We start from the raw sequence: 15,117 nt of genomic DNA on the forward strand, positions 1-15,117 counted from the left end.
CCATGAGCCAACATAGCCAGTTTACCCTGCTGTCGCAGCGCCGTTTTGCCCCTTTCTTCTGGACGCAGTTTCTCGGCGCATTCAATGACAATGTGTTCAAGACAGCCTTGCTGACCATACTGACGTATGACGCCTTGTCCTGGACTGACATGAAAGTCGGGCTGCTCAATAACTTGATTCCTGGCTTATTCATTTTGCCCTTTGTACTGTTTTCTGCGACTTCAGGGCAATTGGCTGATAAATTTGAAAAAGGTCGCATGGCCCGCAATGTCAAACTACTCGAGATTGGCATCATGCTGGTAGCGGCTGTCGGCTGGCAGACGCATAATCTGTGGCTCCTGATTGCGGCTGTTTGCGGCATGGGGATACATTCCACTTTGTTTGGCCCGGTCAAATACGCCTATTTGCCTCAGCATCTGAAGACCGACGAGCTGGTTGGTGGCAATGGCCTGATAGAAATGGGTACTTTTGTCGGTATTCTGCTCGGAGAAATCCTCGGTGCCATGCTGGTGGTGCGTAAACCCTGGGGGACTGAGCTGGTGGCTGGCGGTGCGATAGTCGTCGCCATCATGGGCTACCTGACGGCTTTGCGTATTCCCGATTCGCCTGCGCCTGCGCCAGAATTGAAAATCAACTGGAACCCGGCCACTGAAACCATCAGGAATATCAGTTTCAGCAAACAAAATCGTCCTGTATTTTTGTCTTTGCTGGGTAACTCCTGGTTCTGGTTCTATGGTGCTATCGTACTGGCGCAGTTTCCTCAGTATGCCAAGGATTATCTGCATGGCGATCACAGTGTCTTTGTGCTTTTACTGACGATTTTCTCCTTTGGCATAGGTGCTGGTTCTTTGTTGTGTGAAAAACTGTCTGGTCATAAGGTGGAGATTGGTCTGGTGCCGTTTGGTGCCATAGGTTTGTCGGTATTTGGTTTTGATTTGTATTTATCCAGTCTGAGCTATACCAATGTGGCAACTGTCGGTGCAATGGAATTCATCAAGCAGGCTGGCAGTTTGCACATTCTGTTCGATATCACGATGATAGGTATTTTTGGCGGCTTATACATCGTGCCTTTGTTTGCCTTGATACAGACACGCTGCGATCCAAAGCATTTGTCGCGCACAATAGCAGGCATGAACATCCTGAACGCTTTGTTCATGGTGGTCGCCTCCTTGTCGGCAGTAGCCATGCTGGAAAAAGGCTTTACGATACCGCAAATCTTCATGGCAACCGCCATCCTGAATGCCATCGTGGCGATCTATATCTTTAGTCTGGTGCCAGAATTCCTGATGCGCTTTATTGCCTGGCTGTTGATACACACTATCTACAAGGTCAAAACTATCAACACTGAACGGATACCCGATGAAGGTGCGGGCATCCTCGTCTGTAATCATGTCAGCTACATGGATGCCATCGTCATCATGGCGTCGAGCCCGAGGCCGGTACGCTTTGTCATGGATCACCGGATATTTAAAATACCTTTCCTGTCCTGGGTATTCCGTACTGCCAAGGCCATCCCGATTGCGCCGGCTAAAGAAGACCCGTGGTTGATGGAGAAATCATTTATCGACGTAGCCCAGGCTTTGCATGAAGGTGATCTGGTCTGCATTTTCCCGGAGGGTAAATTGACCGCCACAGGTGAGTTGAATGAATTCAAAGGCGGGATTATGAAAATACTGGAACGTAGTCCCGTTCCGGTTTATCCACTGGCTTTGCGTGGGCTATGGGGCAGTGTATTTTCAAGGGATAAAAGCAATTCATTCGGACGCGCATTCCGTCGCGGACCATTTTCCAAACTGGAACTGGTCGTGGGCGACGTTATGCAGCCTCAGGATGTGACGCCTCAGGCGTTGCAGGAAAAGGTCAGTGAGTTGCGCGGGGAATGGAAATAAAGTGCTCTGCTCAGTTTGACAAAGCCACCCACAGCTGGAATATGACAGAAAATTTTGGCACCTTAGGGTGCCAATTTTTTTGTGGTGAAATAATTTTCAATTTCTCCAATGATTTGTAAGCCGATTTACAACAAATTATTTATATAATATTCAATTCGCTTGACATACCTTGGTAAGGAATTAATACTTAATACGCAATTTAACATTTTTTATAAAAGTTAGCTTGTACTGTGTAATTAGTCTGCTTGATAGTTCTTTCAGGGAATGACGACTACACATGGTTGTGATGCACTTGTTTGGTGCATGGGATCGCAGACCATGTACCTAAGCACATAAAATCTGCGCAATCATAGGAAATTTTGATAATGAATATCCAAGCTGAAAAAAATCAAGCGAAGGCTGATGTTATGGGAATGAAGATTGCACGCGAATTGAGTGAGCAGGAAATATTGATGGTTTCTGGTGGTGATAATAGTGATGGCGGACAAAACCACGATCCAAGTGCAGGTGAGGAACCACCTCCAGGTTATGTTCCTTATCCATGGGAGTTGCCTAAACCTTAATGGTTTCGTTATGGGTTCTACTCGAGTGAATTCATGAGCAGCTAAAAAAATGGCACCCAAATTTGGGTGCCATTTTCAATTGCCGCCAGCTATTTATTGATTACAAAATTTCGCTCGCGTGATCTGCCAGACGTGAACGCTCACCGCGAGCCAGTGTCACATGGCCGCTATGCGCCCAGCCCTTGAATCTATCTACGACATAAGTCAAACCGCTGGAACCTTCAGTCAGGTATGGCGTATCGATCTGGGCAATATTACCCAGGCAGATGATCTTAGTGCCGGGGCCTGCGCGTGTTACCAAGGTCTTGACCTGTTTGGGTGTCAAGTTCTGCGCTTCGTCGATGATGAGGAATTTATTGACGAAAGTACGGCCACGCATGAAGTTCAGGGACTTGATCTTGATCTTCGAACGTATCAAATCCTGAGTGGCAGCACGACCCCAGTCACCGGCGTCATTATCAGACTTGTTGAGCACTTCCAGATTGTCGTCAAAAGCGCCCATCCATGGCGACATTTTTTCTTCCTCTGTACCTGGCAGGAAACCTATGTCTTCACCTACAGGCACAGTAACGCGCGTGACGATGATTTCATTATAGGTTTTGGTTTCCAGCACTTGTGCCAGACCTGCAGCCAAAGCGAGCAAGGTCTTGCCTGTACCAGCCTGACCCAGCAGGGTAACGAAATCGCATTCCGGGTCCATCAAGAGATTCAAGGCAAAGTTTTGTTCGCGGTTACGTGAGGTGATGCCCCAGACACTATGCTTGACATGGCCATAGTCACGCAAGGTTTGCAGTACCGCAGTCTTGCCATTGATCTGCCTGACCTGGCCATAGAAAGATGCTTCACCATTCTTGGGCTCCAGATACACAAACTGATTCACCAGCAGGGATGGGATGACAGGGCCGGTAATGCGGTAAAAAGTTGTGCTCAGGCCATTGCGGTTTTCTTGCCAGGTTTCTATACCCTTGCCATGCTTGTTCCAGAAGTCATCAGGCAACTGCACGATGCCGGAATACAGCAGATCAGAATCTTCCAATACATGGTCATTGAAGTAATCTTCGGCAGGCAAGCCCATGGCGCGCGCCTTGATGCGCATGTTGATGTCTTTTGACACCAGTACCACAGGGCGGCCCGGCATTTCTGTTTCCAGCGCACGGACTACACCAAGTATCTGGTTATCTGCCTTACCTTTAGGCAGGCCAACTGGCAAGTCGGCACTTTGCAGCTTGGTCTGGAAGTACAGATGACCCTTGGCATCCTTGTTGCCCAGTTTGGACAGCAAGATGCCTTTTTCTATATCGTGATGATCGATATCACCTACCAGGGCATCCAGCGAGCGTGATACCTGACGCGCATTGCGGGCGACCTCGGACATGCCTTTTTTATGATCATCCAGTTCTTCCAGCGTGATCATAGGGAGATATACATCATGCTCTTCAAAACGGAATAGCGATGATGGATCATGCATGAGGACGTTGGTGTCCAGTACAAACAATTTGGTCGTGCCAGATTTATCCGCAGCACGGCTGGTACCTGACTTGACCCGGCTGTCATGGGTTTTGGCCTTGCTGGCAGCAACGACAGGCAAGCTTTTGGCGATGGCTGCCGGTACCGGTTTCTCTGCAACAGGTTTGCTCACAACAGCGGGAACCGTTGCGATTTTCTTTCTTTGTGGTGCCGGGGCGACATCAATAGCTTTGATTTTCTCTGGCGTTGCGGATTTTATTGTTTTGGCTGGTTTGCCTTTTTCTGCCTTCGGATAATCCTTGGGTGAAAGCAGTGCTGCTGGCTTGGTCGGCATTTTTGGCAATGGCATGAAAACCTCAATCAAAAAGTGAGAGCTGAAAAGTTAAAAGCCGCTGAGGACATACCAACATCGCTGCTGGCACTGTCTTTCGCGGCTTTTATCAAGAGTAATTCTGGAGAGTTCAATTAAGTTTGGGCGCTCACAAATTCGAGTACTTCATCTACGTGTCCTGCTACTTTGACTCCACGCCATTCTTTCACTAATTTACCGTTGCCGTCAATCACAAATGTGCTGCGCTCGATGCCACGTACCTGTTTGCCATACATGTTCTTCATTTTCATCACGTTGAACAACAGACACAGGGTTTCATCAGGATCAGAAATCAACTCGAAAGGCAGACCTAACTTGCTCTTAAAGCCTTCGTGAGAGCGCAGACTGTCACGGCTGATACCAAAAACGACAGCATTGGCTAGCTGAAATTGTGGGTGGAGATCACGGAAGGCGATACTTTCCGTAGTACAGCCTGGGGTGTTGTCTTTTGGGTAAAAATAAATAATGATATTTTTACCAATGTAGTTACTTAATTGAAACGCTTTGTCGCCAGTCATGGCAGCGGAAAATTCAGGTACCTGGCATTGCAGTGCAGAAGGGGTCTCAGCCACTTTCATCTCCTTGGTTAGGGGTGGAGAAATGTTGCTGACTGACTAGATCAGGGCGACCAGCTCTCCGGAACGGCCTGGCAAGCCCGCCCATGATAATGGACGTGTCGGTAAATCCTCATTTTTGATGGATTCATAATAATCCGCCATGGAAATGCAACGATAACCTTGCTTGCGCCAGCCTGTCAGCAATTCCTCGAATATGGGGGCGAGTTTCTGTCCTTCAAGCTCTGCATGTAAGGTAAATACATGATCTTTTGGAATTGCTGTCAGTCCCAGTATATTCGCAGCGATATTTGACTCGCTAATGACATTGCCTGCAATGTCGCGTCCCAGCAACTCGTCGAGAGTAGGCAGGGTTGTTGGCATCTGTATACAGGACATAACATTGGCACCCACTTGCAGGCGGTAAGGGCCAGCCTTCGGATCGCTGAGACCGCCATCTTCATTGAGCATGGCGCGCCCATCGGAAGCGTATTGCATGCCGAACTGGTCAAGCTGGGCAAAAGCGTGATCATTCATTTGCCAGCCAGCCGCACCATGGGTTTTTGGCGTCGCACCAAAAATCTGCTGGAAGCGCTGGTGGGCTTGCTCCATCTGCTTACGAGTCCAACTCAGGTCACGCACCCGCACATTGTCTTGCCAGACTACATGGTCCCAGGTATGAATGCCACACTCAAAACCAGCATCACGTACTGCCTGCATTTCGGTCGTGCAACTACCTATATCCGGGGCAGGCAGGAACACGCCATACATCAGGGTCTTGAAACCATAGTGTTCCAGAACCGAGGTGCGTGACACTTTTTGGAAAAAACCAGGACGGAATGCCCTGCGCAAGGCCCAGCCAGTGTGGTCCTTGCCCAAGGAAAACAGGAAAGTTGCGCCTGCATTATGCTTCTTGAGAATGCGCACCAGATTAGGTACGCCTTCTTTAGTGCCGCGATAGGTATCGACGTCGATCTTGAGAACGATGGTAGGCATGTAATCCAGTATTAATCCATCAAGGCGCGTGCTTCCGCTACTTGGCTTCGGTAAGCGTCGAAAATATTGCGCATGGTGTCTGGCATGGTCGTTACCGGCTTCCAGCCCAGTTCTTCGCAGGTGTTGGTAATTTTTGGAACGCGGTTTTGCACGTCCTGATAACCTTTACCATAGTAGGCTGCAGAAGTGGTTTCTGTCAGCTCTACTTTTTTGGCTGTCTCAGCATACTCTGGATATTCAGCAGCCAGATCCAGCATCATGTGTGCCAGCTCGCGGATGGAGAAATTATTGGATGGATTACCGATGTTATAGATCTTGCCGCTGGCTACGCCGTTTTTGTTATCAATAATACGCATCAAGGCGTCGATACCGTCGTCGATATAGGTGAATGCACGTTTCTGCGCGCCGCCATCGACCAGGGAAATATTTTCACCACGAACGATATGGCCAAAGAATTGCGTCACGACGCGTGAGCTGCCTTCTTTTGGTGTGTGGATGTTGTCCAGGCCAGCGCCGATCCAGTTAAATGGGCGGAACAGGGTGAAGTTCAGGCCTTCCATGCCATAACCCCAGATCACGCGGTCCATCAACTGCTTGGCGCAGGAATAAATCCAGCGTGGTTTATTGATAGGGCCGCAAATCAGTTCAGATTCTTCTGGATCAAACTCTTCATCATGGCACATGCCATACACTTCAGAAGTGGATGGGAATACCAGGTGCTTGCCGTATTTTGCGGCAGAACGGACGATAGGCAGATTGGCTTCAAAATCGAGCTCAAATACGCGCAAAGGTTGTTTTACGTATGTGGAAGGTGTAGCGATCGCCACCAGGGGCAGGATGACATCGCACTTCTTGACATGGTATTCCACCCATTCTTTATTGATGGTGATGTCGCCTTCAAAGAAATGCATGCGCGGGTGATTGAGCAAGTCGCCCAGACGCTCGGTTTGCATGTCCATGCCATACACTTCCCAGTCTGTGGTTTCGAGGATGCGCTTGGACAAATGGTGGCCGATAAAACCGTTCACGCCGAGTATGAGGACTTTTTTCATAATGAATTCTTTTTAAAGTAAATGTTGATTGCTAGTTCAGATGCGCAAAACAGAGGCTTATGCCACTTGCTTTAACAGGGCCGCCAATTCCTGCGTGCCCACGACTTTGCCATCCATTAACAATTCAATAATATGCAGTGCGTGACCATCGCCACACACGCCAAGGACGTTATTATCTACTACATGTAAGCCTGTCGGCAAATTTGCCGCGTTGCCTTTGAATAAACGTGCTTTTACGATAATAAATCGATGACCAGCCTGATCGGTAAATGCACCCGGATAGGGAGGGGCAACGGCCCTGTGCAGGTTATATACCTGTTGCGCAGTCTGTTCCCAGTTGATGCGGCCATCTTCAGGTTTGCGGCCGCCAAAGTAACTGCCGGCGGACAAATCATTAGGCAAACGCCTGGCTGTACCTGCGATCAAGTTGGGCAGCGCAGTCCAAAGACATTGTTCTGCTGCCACCGTCAACTTACCAAACACCTCATAGGCTGTGTCATCCGGCAAAATGGGCGCTGATACTTGAGCAAGAATGTCACCTGCATCAGGTTTCAAGGCCATTTCATGCAGGGTGGCACCAGTTTCAGTTTCACCATGCAAGACTGCCCAGTTGACTGGTACACGGCCACGGTATTTAGGCAGCAAAGAACCATGCAGGTTGTAAGCTCCGCGTTTGGCCAAAGCCAGCACATCCAGCGGCAACATGTGGCGATAATAAAAGCTGAAAATGAAATCTGGCGCTATGGCTGCTACCCGCTCTTTCAATTCAGCTGATTTTGGGTTATCAGGTGTGATGCAGGTTATGCCTTGCTCACGGCAAAGATCGGCCACTGATTCAAACCAGATGGTTTCTGCCGGGTTATCAGTGTGGCTAACAACCAGTTTGACGCCTATACCTCGTGCCAGCAAAGTCTTGATGCAACGCACACCGACGCTGTGATAGGCAAAAACCACCGCTGTTGCAGGGGAGGATGCTGATGTTGTCATCTCTGCTTTCTTAATTAACTTCAGGCAAATCCGGGGTGGATTGTTCCAGGATGGTCTGCACCACATAGCGCGGACGGCCACGCACCTGCTGGTAAATCCGGCCTACATACTCACCGAGCAAACCTATGCCAAACAGGATCACACCCATCAGGAAGAAGGCGATCGCAAATAGCGTGAACAGACCTTCTGCTTCAGCGCCCAGCACAAAGCGGCGTATCAGCAACAGCAATACCAGGCCGCCAGACAAGACCGACAGCACCATGCCCAGCATGGAGAACCATTGCAGGGGCATGATGGAGAAGCCAGTCATCAGATCGAAATTCAGGCGTATCAGGCTGTACAGTGAATATTTTGATTCGCCGGCAGAACGTTCTTCGTGCTCAACGATGATTTCCGTGGGCTTGCGCGCAAAGGTATAAGCCAGGGCAGGGACGAAGGTATTCACTTCACTGCATTGATTAATCAGATTAATCACATTGCGGCCATAGGCGCGTAACATATTGCCCTGGTCCGTGATCTTGATGCGCGTGATTTTTTCACGGAAGCGGTTCATCGCCTTGGACGCATAAGTACGCCAGGCAGAATCCTGGCGCTTGCGACGTATGGAGCCTACGTAGTCATAGCCTTCACGCATCTTATCGACGAGGGCACCGATTTCTTCTGGCGGATTTTGCAAATCCGCATCCAGGGTGACGACGATTTCACCGCGTGTAGCTTCAAATCCAGCCAGAATAGCCATGTGCTGGCCGTAATTGCCATTGAACAGCACGACACGCGTAACATCCGGGCGCAGGCGATACTGGTCAGCCAGCAAGGCAGGCGTGTTATCGCGGCTACCATCGTTGACAAACACTATTTCATAGCTGACACCACGCGCGGCAAGCGTATCAAGCGCCGGGTACAGGCGTTCAAACAGCTTGGCCAGGCCAGCTTCTTCGTTGTAGACGGGTATGACAACAGAGAGTTCGGGTTTCATTGGTATTGTTCTGCCGATTTCAGAGAAGGCAGGATTTTACCGCAGACACGACTCTTTCGACATCTTCTGTGTTCATGGCTGGAAATAATGGCAAAGTAACAATCTGCTTACCTATGCGTTCTGCAATCGGGAACATGCCATCGGTAAAACCGCGCTCGCGGTACATGCTGAACAAATGGATCGCGCGATAGTGGTAACCCAGGCCAATTTGTTGATCCAGCATTTGCTGCATGAAAGCTGCGCGATTGACGCTTTCTGGCAAGACCAGGTGGAACATGTGCCAGTTACTGTTTTCAAAGTCGGCAATGGGCAACTCTGCGCCTGTCTTTTGTTCAAAGTCACTACCAAAGCTGGTGAAATAGTGCTTTGCCAGGGCCGCGCGCTTGGCATTGAACTCTGTCAGATGTTTCATTTGCCCCAGGCCTATGGCGGCGGCAATATCTGTCATATTGTATTTGCCGCCGAGTACGTCAACATCGATACCGTCAAGACCACTGCGCGTTACACCTTGCAGTCTGTATTTTTCTGCCAGGCGTGCTTCTTCTGCATTGTTCAACACCAGGCAACCACCTTCACCAGTCATGATGTTTTTATTGACCTGGAAGCTGAATGAGGCAAAGTCACCGAAAGAGCCTATGCGTTTGCCTTTCCAGGTGGAACCTATGGCTTGCGCTGCATCTTCTATGACACGCAATTTGTATTTGTCGGCGATGGCGTAAAGCTTGTCCATGTCGCAAGGCAGGCCGCACATGTGCACGGGGATAATCGCCTTGGTACGTGGTGTTATGGCAGCTTCAACTTTGTCGAGGTCGATATTATGTGTTTTTGGATCAATGTCAGCAAACACAGGGGTTGCACCAGTTTCTATGATGACGTTGGCGGTTGCCACCCATGAATTTGGTGTCGTGATCACTTCATCGCCCGCGCCTATACCAGCTATACGCAGGGCAATTTCCATGGTGCAGGTACCAGAATTGAAAGTGCGCACAGGACGGCCACCAAAATATTCAGATAATTGCGCTTCCAAAGCTTGTACTTTAGGCCCACTGGTCAGCCAGCCAGAACGCAAGACTTCTGTTACGGCAGCGATGGTTTCTTCATCGATAGTCGGTTTGGTGAAGGGCAGGAATTTGGGTGTATCACTCATGGTGAACCTTTCAATAAAACAAAGCTATTCTTATGGAATATGAGATGGGTGCCAATGAGGCAATTCAGCTTTTTACCAGCAAGGCTACGCCAATGATAATGACACCAATCGCCAGCATCCTTTGCATGGACATGACTTCACCCAGGAAATACCATGCACCGATGGCATTGACGATATAGCCTAATGATAGCAACGGGTAAGCAATGCTGACATCAACGCGTGACAAACCGATGATCCAGACGACGACAGAAATGACGTAGCATGTCAGGCCACCAATGATGGGTAACTGCGTTGCCAGTTGCAGGCCCGTTGAAAACCAGTTCTCTGCAGTGAGATGAATGGCACCAACTGCATTGGTGCCTTTCTTCAGCAAAAGCTGGGCGACAGCATTGAGCATGATGCCGGTGAAGATAAAGCCAAAGGTATTGATATTCATAATTGTTTATTTGTTTTTATTAACCAGATTGGCGACGATGACGCGGCGCGGGTCCTTGGCGATTATCCGCATGGGGAAATCAGTTTTTTTCAAATCGTCATAAATATCATTACGCAAGATGGCAACGGCAGCTTCGCCCTTGTCCTGATGCATCTGCCATTGTTTGACGAAGTCTTCACGCTTGGGTATCCATAATTCAGGTTGATGCTCAAGACCAAACTGCATTTCATCAGGGAACTCAACCAGTGTTGTGGTGCGCTCCAGATAAAACGGCAAGGCCTGTTCATAGCGGCCAACTGCATAGAAAGGTGTAGTTGGTGAGATCAGTTCAGCCTTGATTGCAGGTATGTATTCGCTGCCTGCAATATATTTTCCCCAAGGATTATGTCCCAGAAAACCTATCTGGCCTACCAGATAACCGCTGGCAGCGAGGCAAATAATTGCCCAGTCTTTTCCTGTCGTGCCTTTACCTGCCAGTAGCCATGTAAGCGCCCCGCCGATGATCGCCAACACGGCTACGCAAATTATCCAGGGTTTGTATGCAATCGCCAAGGCTTGGTCGAATGCGTCTGCTTCATGTAATTTGCCCAGATAGATTGTGAGGCCGACCGCGATAGCTATGCCAAATATAATGAACAGGATGCCTGCTATTTTCACTGGGCGATTATCTGATTTCTCCAGATGGCAAGCGATAAGAAGGGCGAGCGCGGGGAAGATAGGCAGAATGTAGCCTGGCAATTTTGAGCCTGAAATACTAAAAAAGAAAAACAGGAAGGCTGCCCAAATGAGCAGCATTTTTTGCGGTTGAAAACCCGGTGTTTTATCTTTGACTCCAGACCATAAGCCTTGAAGCAAAACACCTATCCAGGGCACGATACCGACGATGAGCAAAGGACTGAAGTAATGCCATGGGCCACCACGCTTATGTACAGTACTGGTAAAACGCTGAAAATGTTCGTGGATAAAGAAAAAATGTGGATGCTCAGGGTTTTTTATCGCGATCAAGATAAACCAGGGCGCCGTGATAGCAAAAAACAGGATTAAACCCTTGCCCATATGCAGGCGTTTCCATAAGCCCCAGTCACGCGTCACCAGGGTGTAAATAACCAATACCCCCCCGGCAATACAAACCCGATCAAGCCTTTCGACATCGTCGCCAGCGCCATGCCCGCCCAGCAAACCAGCATGGCATTGCGCTCCGTCTTGCTATTGGCACCAGACATTTGCGCGACCAGCAATCCACACAGAGCCAGAGTCATCATGCCGGACAAGCCCATGTCCAGAGAATTGACGTGGCCCATGCCTGCCCACCAGAAACTTGAACCCAGTACCAGAGCCGCAACGATACCAACGCGACGGCTGAATATCTTGTTGCCGGTATAAGCCACAGCGGCAACACCAAGCAAGCCATTCAGGCCAGTCCATAAACGAGCCTGCCAGTCGCCCAGACCGAAGATGGCAAAGGTCAGGGCATTCATCCAGTTTTGCAGGGGGGCTTTTCAAAATACTTGATGCCGTTCAGGCGCAGGGTAATCCAGTCTCCTGATGCCAGCATTTCACGTGCCATTTCTGCATAACGGCCTTCATCGGTTGGAACCAACGTCCTGGCACCCAGCATGTAAAACCAGACCAGCAAGAAGGCGATCGTCAATGCCCACAGCGTGCGTGGAGAGTCAAAAGGGGAGGTCTGTTTCATGCAGCTTCCATAATCAGTGCCAGCGCAACCTTACGGCCCTCGGCCATTAGAATATTATAGGTGCGGCAGGCAGCTTGATTGTCCATGCATTCAACGCCTATACGTTTGGCAGCCAGTGCAGCCGTCAGCTTGGGATGAACAAAGCGCTGTTTATTGCCTGTGCCTAAAATGACAACATCGGGAATAGTGGCTTCAATTTGCGCAAAATCTTCAGCGCTCAACTGCTCGAAACTGGTGGCCGACCATTGCTGCGGCTTGGTCTCTGGCAACACGATCAGGCTGTAAGTGTAAGTAATTGCATTAATTTCTACACTGTCTTTTTCATAAGCAGTGATGGTCTGGTATTGCTGCGTAGGAGTAGAGTGCAACTTCATCGATATAGCTCAAGGTTAAGACTGTAAAGTGGCGCATTGTAACGTTTTTTGTACGCTGTCATGGGGCATTCAATTGCTGCGGGTCTATTTTTTTGACCATGCATCCCAGCCAACGCGGGTAATTTTGGCGATCGTTAAATCACGGGATGCATGAGGAGCCTTGCTATCCGTCAAAAATACAGCTACTGCCATGTGGAGACCATTTGGCAAGGTAACAATGCCTACATCATTATGCGCAGCAGTCAGACTGCCATGCGTAGGCGAGCTACCAGCTTTGTGAACTACGGCTGTGCCCGCAGGCAGTAAAGCCTTGATGCGGGCAGCATTGGGATTCGGGGAGGCGTTTGACGTGGATTTCAGGTCGACTTCAGTGTCTGTCATCCATTTCAGTAATAATTCACGGCTTTTGGGACTCAGGGCTTTGCCTTCCTGAACAGTTTGCAGCAATTTAATCATGGCTTTGGGGGTAGCTGTATTGCGGTATTGCATATTCCAGGATTTTGCCAGGTCCTTTTCTGTGTCCAGAACTTTGATATCTTTTATGTCGAGTTGCGCAAGATATTGCATGACAGCAGGTGGCCCGCCGAGCAAGCGTAGCAAAGCATCACTGGCAGTTCCATCGTTATCGACGATGGCATGGTGCATTAATTCCTTGGCGGTAATTTTGAAATTGCCCTCAGGGTGCTCATCACGCAATGCGCTGGGTAAGTCCGCAGGGATCAAATCTTCTTTGTTGATAGTGACTTTTTGATCCAGCTTCAGCTTGTTTTTATCGACTGCGGCCAATGCTGCCATGACGATAGGCAGCTTGCTGACACCTTGCATGGGGGCAGCCGTGTCAGGCAATATCCACAAACTCTGCCCCGTTTCCAGTACCAAAAGGCTGGCACCCAGTCTGCCGCCGCTGTCCATGGCAATGGATTCGATCACATTCTGTGCAAAAGCAGCATTCACGCTGACTATACTGAACAAGAGGGATAGGAGCAGTTTTTTCATGGTGGTTTTTACTGAATTAAGTACACAGTCCATATATGTGTACTTGGGGCCGATACTCAATATTCAATATGTGATACTCAGACCGGCAAGTTTGGTTTTTGTTCTGACCGATATGTTTGTTCGGGCCAATTAGGTTGCAAAACCATCATTTACGATACATGATGCGACTCTATCGACGAAAATCTCTTCTGGAATTCAGCTTTTGCTAAGTTCTGATTGATAAAATTCGGCGCATTGTGCAGAATGGAACGTTCGGCAGTGCAGCATTCCTGTACTGCAGCTTATCATGCGCTTGCATTCAATTTCAGCTTAGCTTGCAAGCTGGATGCAGCCAACTCATGAATATTATCAAGGATTGTTGCGGTGCGCCCCATACAAAAATCACAAAAACTGGCAGACGTTTGTTATGACATCCGTGGTCCTGTCATGGAAAAAGCCAAGCAGATGGAGGATGAAGGTCACAAGATCATCAAGCTCAACATCGGTAATCTGGCAGTCTTCAATTTTGATCCGCCCGATGAAATCGTGCAGGATATGATACGCAATATGCAAAATGCCGCCGGTTATACCGACTCCAAAGGTATGTTTGCACCGCGCAAAGCCATCATGCATTACACTCAGGAAAAGCATATCCGTGGTGTGACCATAGAAGATATCTATATCGGTAATGGCGCTTCTGAATTGATCGTCATGGGCATGAATGCCTTGCTCAATAGCGGCGATGAAGTATTGGTGCCTGCGCCTGATTATCCCCTGTGGACAGCTGCTGTCAGCCTGTCTGGCGGCAAGCCTGTGCATTATGTCTGCGATGAAAGTGCAGACTGGATGCCGGATATCGACGATATCAAGAGCAAGATCACGCCTAATACCAAGGCCATTGTCGTCATTAATCCAAATAATCCTACCGGTGCCTTGTACCCGGTTGAGGTCTTGCAGCAGATAGTTGAGGTGGCGCGTCAGCACCAGCTCATCGTTTTTGCAGATGAAATTTACGACAAGACTTTGTATGATGGCGAAGTGCATACCTCCATTGCATCTCTGGCTGATGATGTACTGTTCCTGACTTTGAACGGGCTGTCCAAGAATTATCGCTCTTGCGGCTATCGTGCTGGCTGGATGGTGGTGTCAGGTGAAAAACGTCATGCCAAGGATTATATTGAAGGCTTGAATATGTTAGCCTCCATGCGTTTGTGCGCAAATGCACCTGGCCAGTTTGCCATTCAGACTGCACTTGGCGGCTACCAGAGTATTAATGACCTGGTTGGGCCAGGTGGACGTTTGCTAAAGCAACGCGATCTGGCGCACAAGCTGTTGACGGCAATTCCCGGTGTGACTTGCGTTAAACCCAAGGCTGCGCTGTATATGTTTCCCAAACTGGACCCCGTGATGTATCCCATCAAGGATGACCAGGAGTTTATCCACGAACTGCTGACCGAGCAGCGCGTATTGCTGGTACAGGGAACGGGATTTAACTGGATTAATTCCGACCATTTCCGTGTTGTGTTTTTGCCCAATACGGATGATTTGACAGATGCTTTCGGGCGTATTGCTCAATTTTTAGAGTCATACCGAAAGCGTCACGGCACCAATTAATTAATTTAATTTACTGTTTAG

16 protein-coding genes are annotated in these 15,117 nt (G+C 49.0%); 3 read left to right on the forward strand and 13 right to left on the reverse strand.

The genetic code is table 11. From position 1 onward, the window contains the following. The first annotated feature begins 2 nt into the window (after positions 1 to 2). Positions 3 to 1,889: an MFS transporter gene (locus UNDYM_RS12120; protein ID WP_162041254.1), complete on the forward strand. Its 1,887-nt coding sequence runs from the start codon at positions 3 to 5 to the stop codon at positions 1,887 to 1,889. Positions 1,890 to 2,254: 365 nt separating this feature from the next. Next, on the forward strand, positions 2,255 to 2,452 hold the full coding sequence (locus tag UNDYM_RS12125; RefSeq protein ID WP_162041255.1) for a hypothetical protein: 198 nt from the start codon (positions 2,255 to 2,257) through the stop codon (positions 2,450 to 2,452). Positions 2,453 to 2,552: 100 nt separating this feature from the next. Here UNDYM_RS12125 and UNDYM_RS12130 read toward each other — a convergent pair whose 3' ends face one another. The 13 genes from UNDYM_RS12130 to bla form a co-directional block, all read right to left on the reverse strand. Next, positions 2,553 to 4,268: a PhoH family protein gene (locus UNDYM_RS12130; RefSeq protein ID WP_162041256.1), complete on the reverse strand. Its 1,716-nt coding sequence runs from the start codon at positions 4,266 to 4,268 to the stop codon at positions 2,553 to 2,555. A 116-nt stretch (positions 4,269 to 4,384) separates the two neighbouring features. Next, on the reverse strand, positions 4,385 to 4,867 hold the full coding sequence (locus tag UNDYM_RS12135) for a peroxiredoxin (protein WP_162041257.1): 483 nt from the start codon (positions 4,865 to 4,867) through the stop codon (positions 4,385 to 4,387). Between the two features lie 36 nt (positions 4,868 to 4,903). Then, positions 4,904 to 5,839 carry a polysaccharide deacetylase family protein gene (locus tag UNDYM_RS12140; RefSeq protein ID WP_162041258.1) on the reverse strand — a complete coding sequence of 312 codons (936 nt, stop codon included), beginning with the start codon at positions 5,837 to 5,839 and terminating at the stop codon, positions 4,904 to 4,906. A gap of 11 nt (positions 5,840 to 5,850) precedes the next feature. After that, a complete protein-coding gene (locus tag UNDYM_RS30310; protein ID WP_162041259.1) occupies positions 5,851 to 6,891 on the reverse strand; it encodes a bifunctional UDP-4-keto-pentose/UDP-xylose synthase in 1,041 nt (346 codons plus the stop codon). 57 nt (positions 6,892 to 6,948) lie between these two features. After that, on the reverse strand, positions 6,949 to 7,878 hold the full coding sequence (locus UNDYM_RS30315; RefSeq protein ID WP_162041260.1) for a formyltransferase: 930 nt from the start codon (positions 7,876 to 7,878) through the stop codon (positions 6,949 to 6,951). A 10-nt stretch (positions 7,879 to 7,888) separates the two neighbouring features. After that, positions 7,889 to 8,854, reverse strand: a complete 966-nt coding sequence (locus tag UNDYM_RS12155) for a glycosyltransferase (protein ID WP_162041261.1) — start codon at positions 8,852 to 8,854, stop codon at positions 7,889 to 7,891. Positions 8,855 to 8,873: 19 nt separating this feature from the next. Beyond that, on the reverse strand, positions 8,874 to 10,001 hold the full coding sequence (locus UNDYM_RS12160; RefSeq protein ID WP_162041262.1) for a DegT/DnrJ/EryC1/StrS aminotransferase family protein: 1,128 nt from the start codon (positions 9,999 to 10,001) through the stop codon (positions 8,874 to 8,876). Between the two features lie 64 nt (positions 10,002 to 10,065). Beyond that, on the reverse strand, positions 10,066 to 10,437 hold the full coding sequence (locus tag UNDYM_RS12165; protein WP_162041263.1) for an EamA family transporter: 372 nt from the start codon (positions 10,435 to 10,437) through the stop codon (positions 10,066 to 10,068). Between the two features lie 6 nt (positions 10,438 to 10,443). Continuing rightward, positions 10,444 to 11,547, reverse strand: coding sequence for a hypothetical protein (locus UNDYM_RS12170; RefSeq protein ID WP_370529466.1), 1,104 nt, complete (start codon positions 11,545 to 11,547; stop codon positions 10,444 to 10,446). Further along, positions 11,526 to 11,915: an ArnT family glycosyltransferase gene (locus UNDYM_RS31360; RefSeq protein WP_370529467.1), complete on the reverse strand. Its 390-nt coding sequence runs from the start codon at positions 11,913 to 11,915 to the stop codon at positions 11,526 to 11,528. The genes UNDYM_RS12170 and UNDYM_RS31360 overlap by 22 nt, the downstream gene beginning before the upstream one ends. Then, entirely contained in the window at positions 11,912 to 12,133 is a 222-nt protein-coding gene (locus UNDYM_RS31365; protein ID WP_370529114.1) for an ArnT family glycosyltransferase, read from the reverse strand. The genes UNDYM_RS31360 and UNDYM_RS31365 overlap by 4 nt, the downstream gene beginning before the upstream one ends. Beyond that, the gene (locus tag UNDYM_RS12175; RefSeq protein WP_162041264.1) at positions 12,130 to 12,507 is read right to left on the reverse strand and encodes an Mth938-like domain-containing protein; all 378 of its coding nucleotides are present in this window, start codon (positions 12,505 to 12,507) and stop codon (positions 12,130 to 12,132) included. The genes UNDYM_RS31365 and UNDYM_RS12175 overlap by 4 nt, the downstream gene beginning before the upstream one ends. A gap of 84 nt (positions 12,508 to 12,591) precedes the next feature. Then, positions 12,592 to 13,503, reverse strand: a complete 912-nt coding sequence (gene bla / locus UNDYM_RS12180; protein WP_162041265.1) for a class A beta-lactamase — start codon at positions 13,501 to 13,503, stop codon at positions 12,592 to 12,594. A 363-nt stretch (positions 13,504 to 13,866) separates the two neighbouring features. Here bla and UNDYM_RS12185 point away from each other — a divergent pair, with 363 nt between their 5' ends. Then, positions 13,867 to 15,096 (forward strand): pyridoxal phosphate-dependent aminotransferase, encoded by a 1,230-nt coding sequence (locus UNDYM_RS12185; RefSeq protein ID WP_162041266.1) that lies wholly within the window; start codon positions 13,867 to 13,869, stop codon positions 15,094 to 15,096. The last annotated feature ends 21 nt before the right edge of the window (positions 15,097 to 15,117 follow it).

The sequence above is a fragment of the Undibacterium sp. YM2 genome (genome assembly GCF_009937975.1).
In the GTDB taxonomy this organism is placed as follows: Bacteria; Pseudomonadota; Gammaproteobacteria; order Burkholderiales; family Burkholderiaceae_D; genus Undibacterium.

What these genes read in the sequence shown, in the direction of transcription:
- UNDYM_RS12120 (WP_162041254.1), top strand. Translation starts at nt 3, where the DNA reads ATGAGCCAACATAGCCAGTTTACCCTGCTGTCGCAGCGCCGTTTTGCC.
- UNDYM_RS12125 (WP_162041255.1), top strand. Translation starts at nt 2,255, where the DNA reads ATGAATATCCAAGCTGAAAAAAATCAAGCGAAGGCTGATGTTATGGGA.
- UNDYM_RS12130 (WP_162041256.1), bottom strand. Translation starts at nt 4,268, where the DNA reads ATGCCATTGCCAAAAATGCCGACCAAGCCAGCAGCACTGCTTTCACCC.
- UNDYM_RS12135 (WP_162041257.1), bottom strand. Translation starts at nt 4,867, where the DNA reads ATGAAAGTGGCTGAGACCCCTTCTGCACTGCAATGCCAGGTACCTGAA.
- UNDYM_RS12140 (WP_162041258.1), bottom strand. Translation starts at nt 5,839, where the DNA reads ATGCCTACCATCGTTCTCAAGATCGACGTCGATACCTATCGCGGCACT.
- UNDYM_RS30310 (WP_162041259.1), bottom strand. Translation starts at nt 6,891, where the DNA reads ATGAAAAAAGTCCTCATACTCGGCGTGAACGGTTTTATCGGCCACCAT.
- UNDYM_RS30315 (WP_162041260.1), bottom strand. Translation starts at nt 7,878, where the DNA reads ATGACAACATCAGCATCCTCCCCTGCAACAGCGGTGGTTTTTGCCTAT.
- UNDYM_RS12155 (WP_162041261.1), bottom strand. Translation starts at nt 8,854, where the DNA reads ATGAAACCCGAACTCTCTGTTGTCATACCCGTCTACAACGAAGAAGCT.
- UNDYM_RS12160 (WP_162041262.1), bottom strand. Translation starts at nt 10,001, where the DNA reads ATGAGTGATACACCCAAATTCCTGCCCTTCACCAAACCGACTATCGAT.
- UNDYM_RS12165 (WP_162041263.1), bottom strand. Translation starts at nt 10,437, where the DNA reads ATGAATATCAATACCTTTGGCTTTATCTTCACCGGCATCATGCTCAAT.
- UNDYM_RS31360 (WP_370529467.1), bottom strand. Translation starts at nt 11,915, where the DNA reads ATGAATGCCCTGACCTTTGCCATCTTCGGTCTGGGCGACTGGCAGGCT.
- UNDYM_RS31365 (WP_370529114.1), bottom strand. Translation starts at nt 12,133, where the DNA reads ATGAAACAGACCTCCCCTTTTGACTCTCCACGCACGCTGTGGGCATTG.
- UNDYM_RS12175 (WP_162041264.1), bottom strand. Translation starts at nt 12,507, where the DNA reads ATGAAGTTGCACTCTACTCCTACGCAGCAATACCAGACCATCACTGCT.
- bla (WP_162041265.1), bottom strand. Translation starts at nt 13,503, where the DNA reads ATGAAAAAACTGCTCCTATCCCTCTTGTTCAGTATAGTCAGCGTGAAT.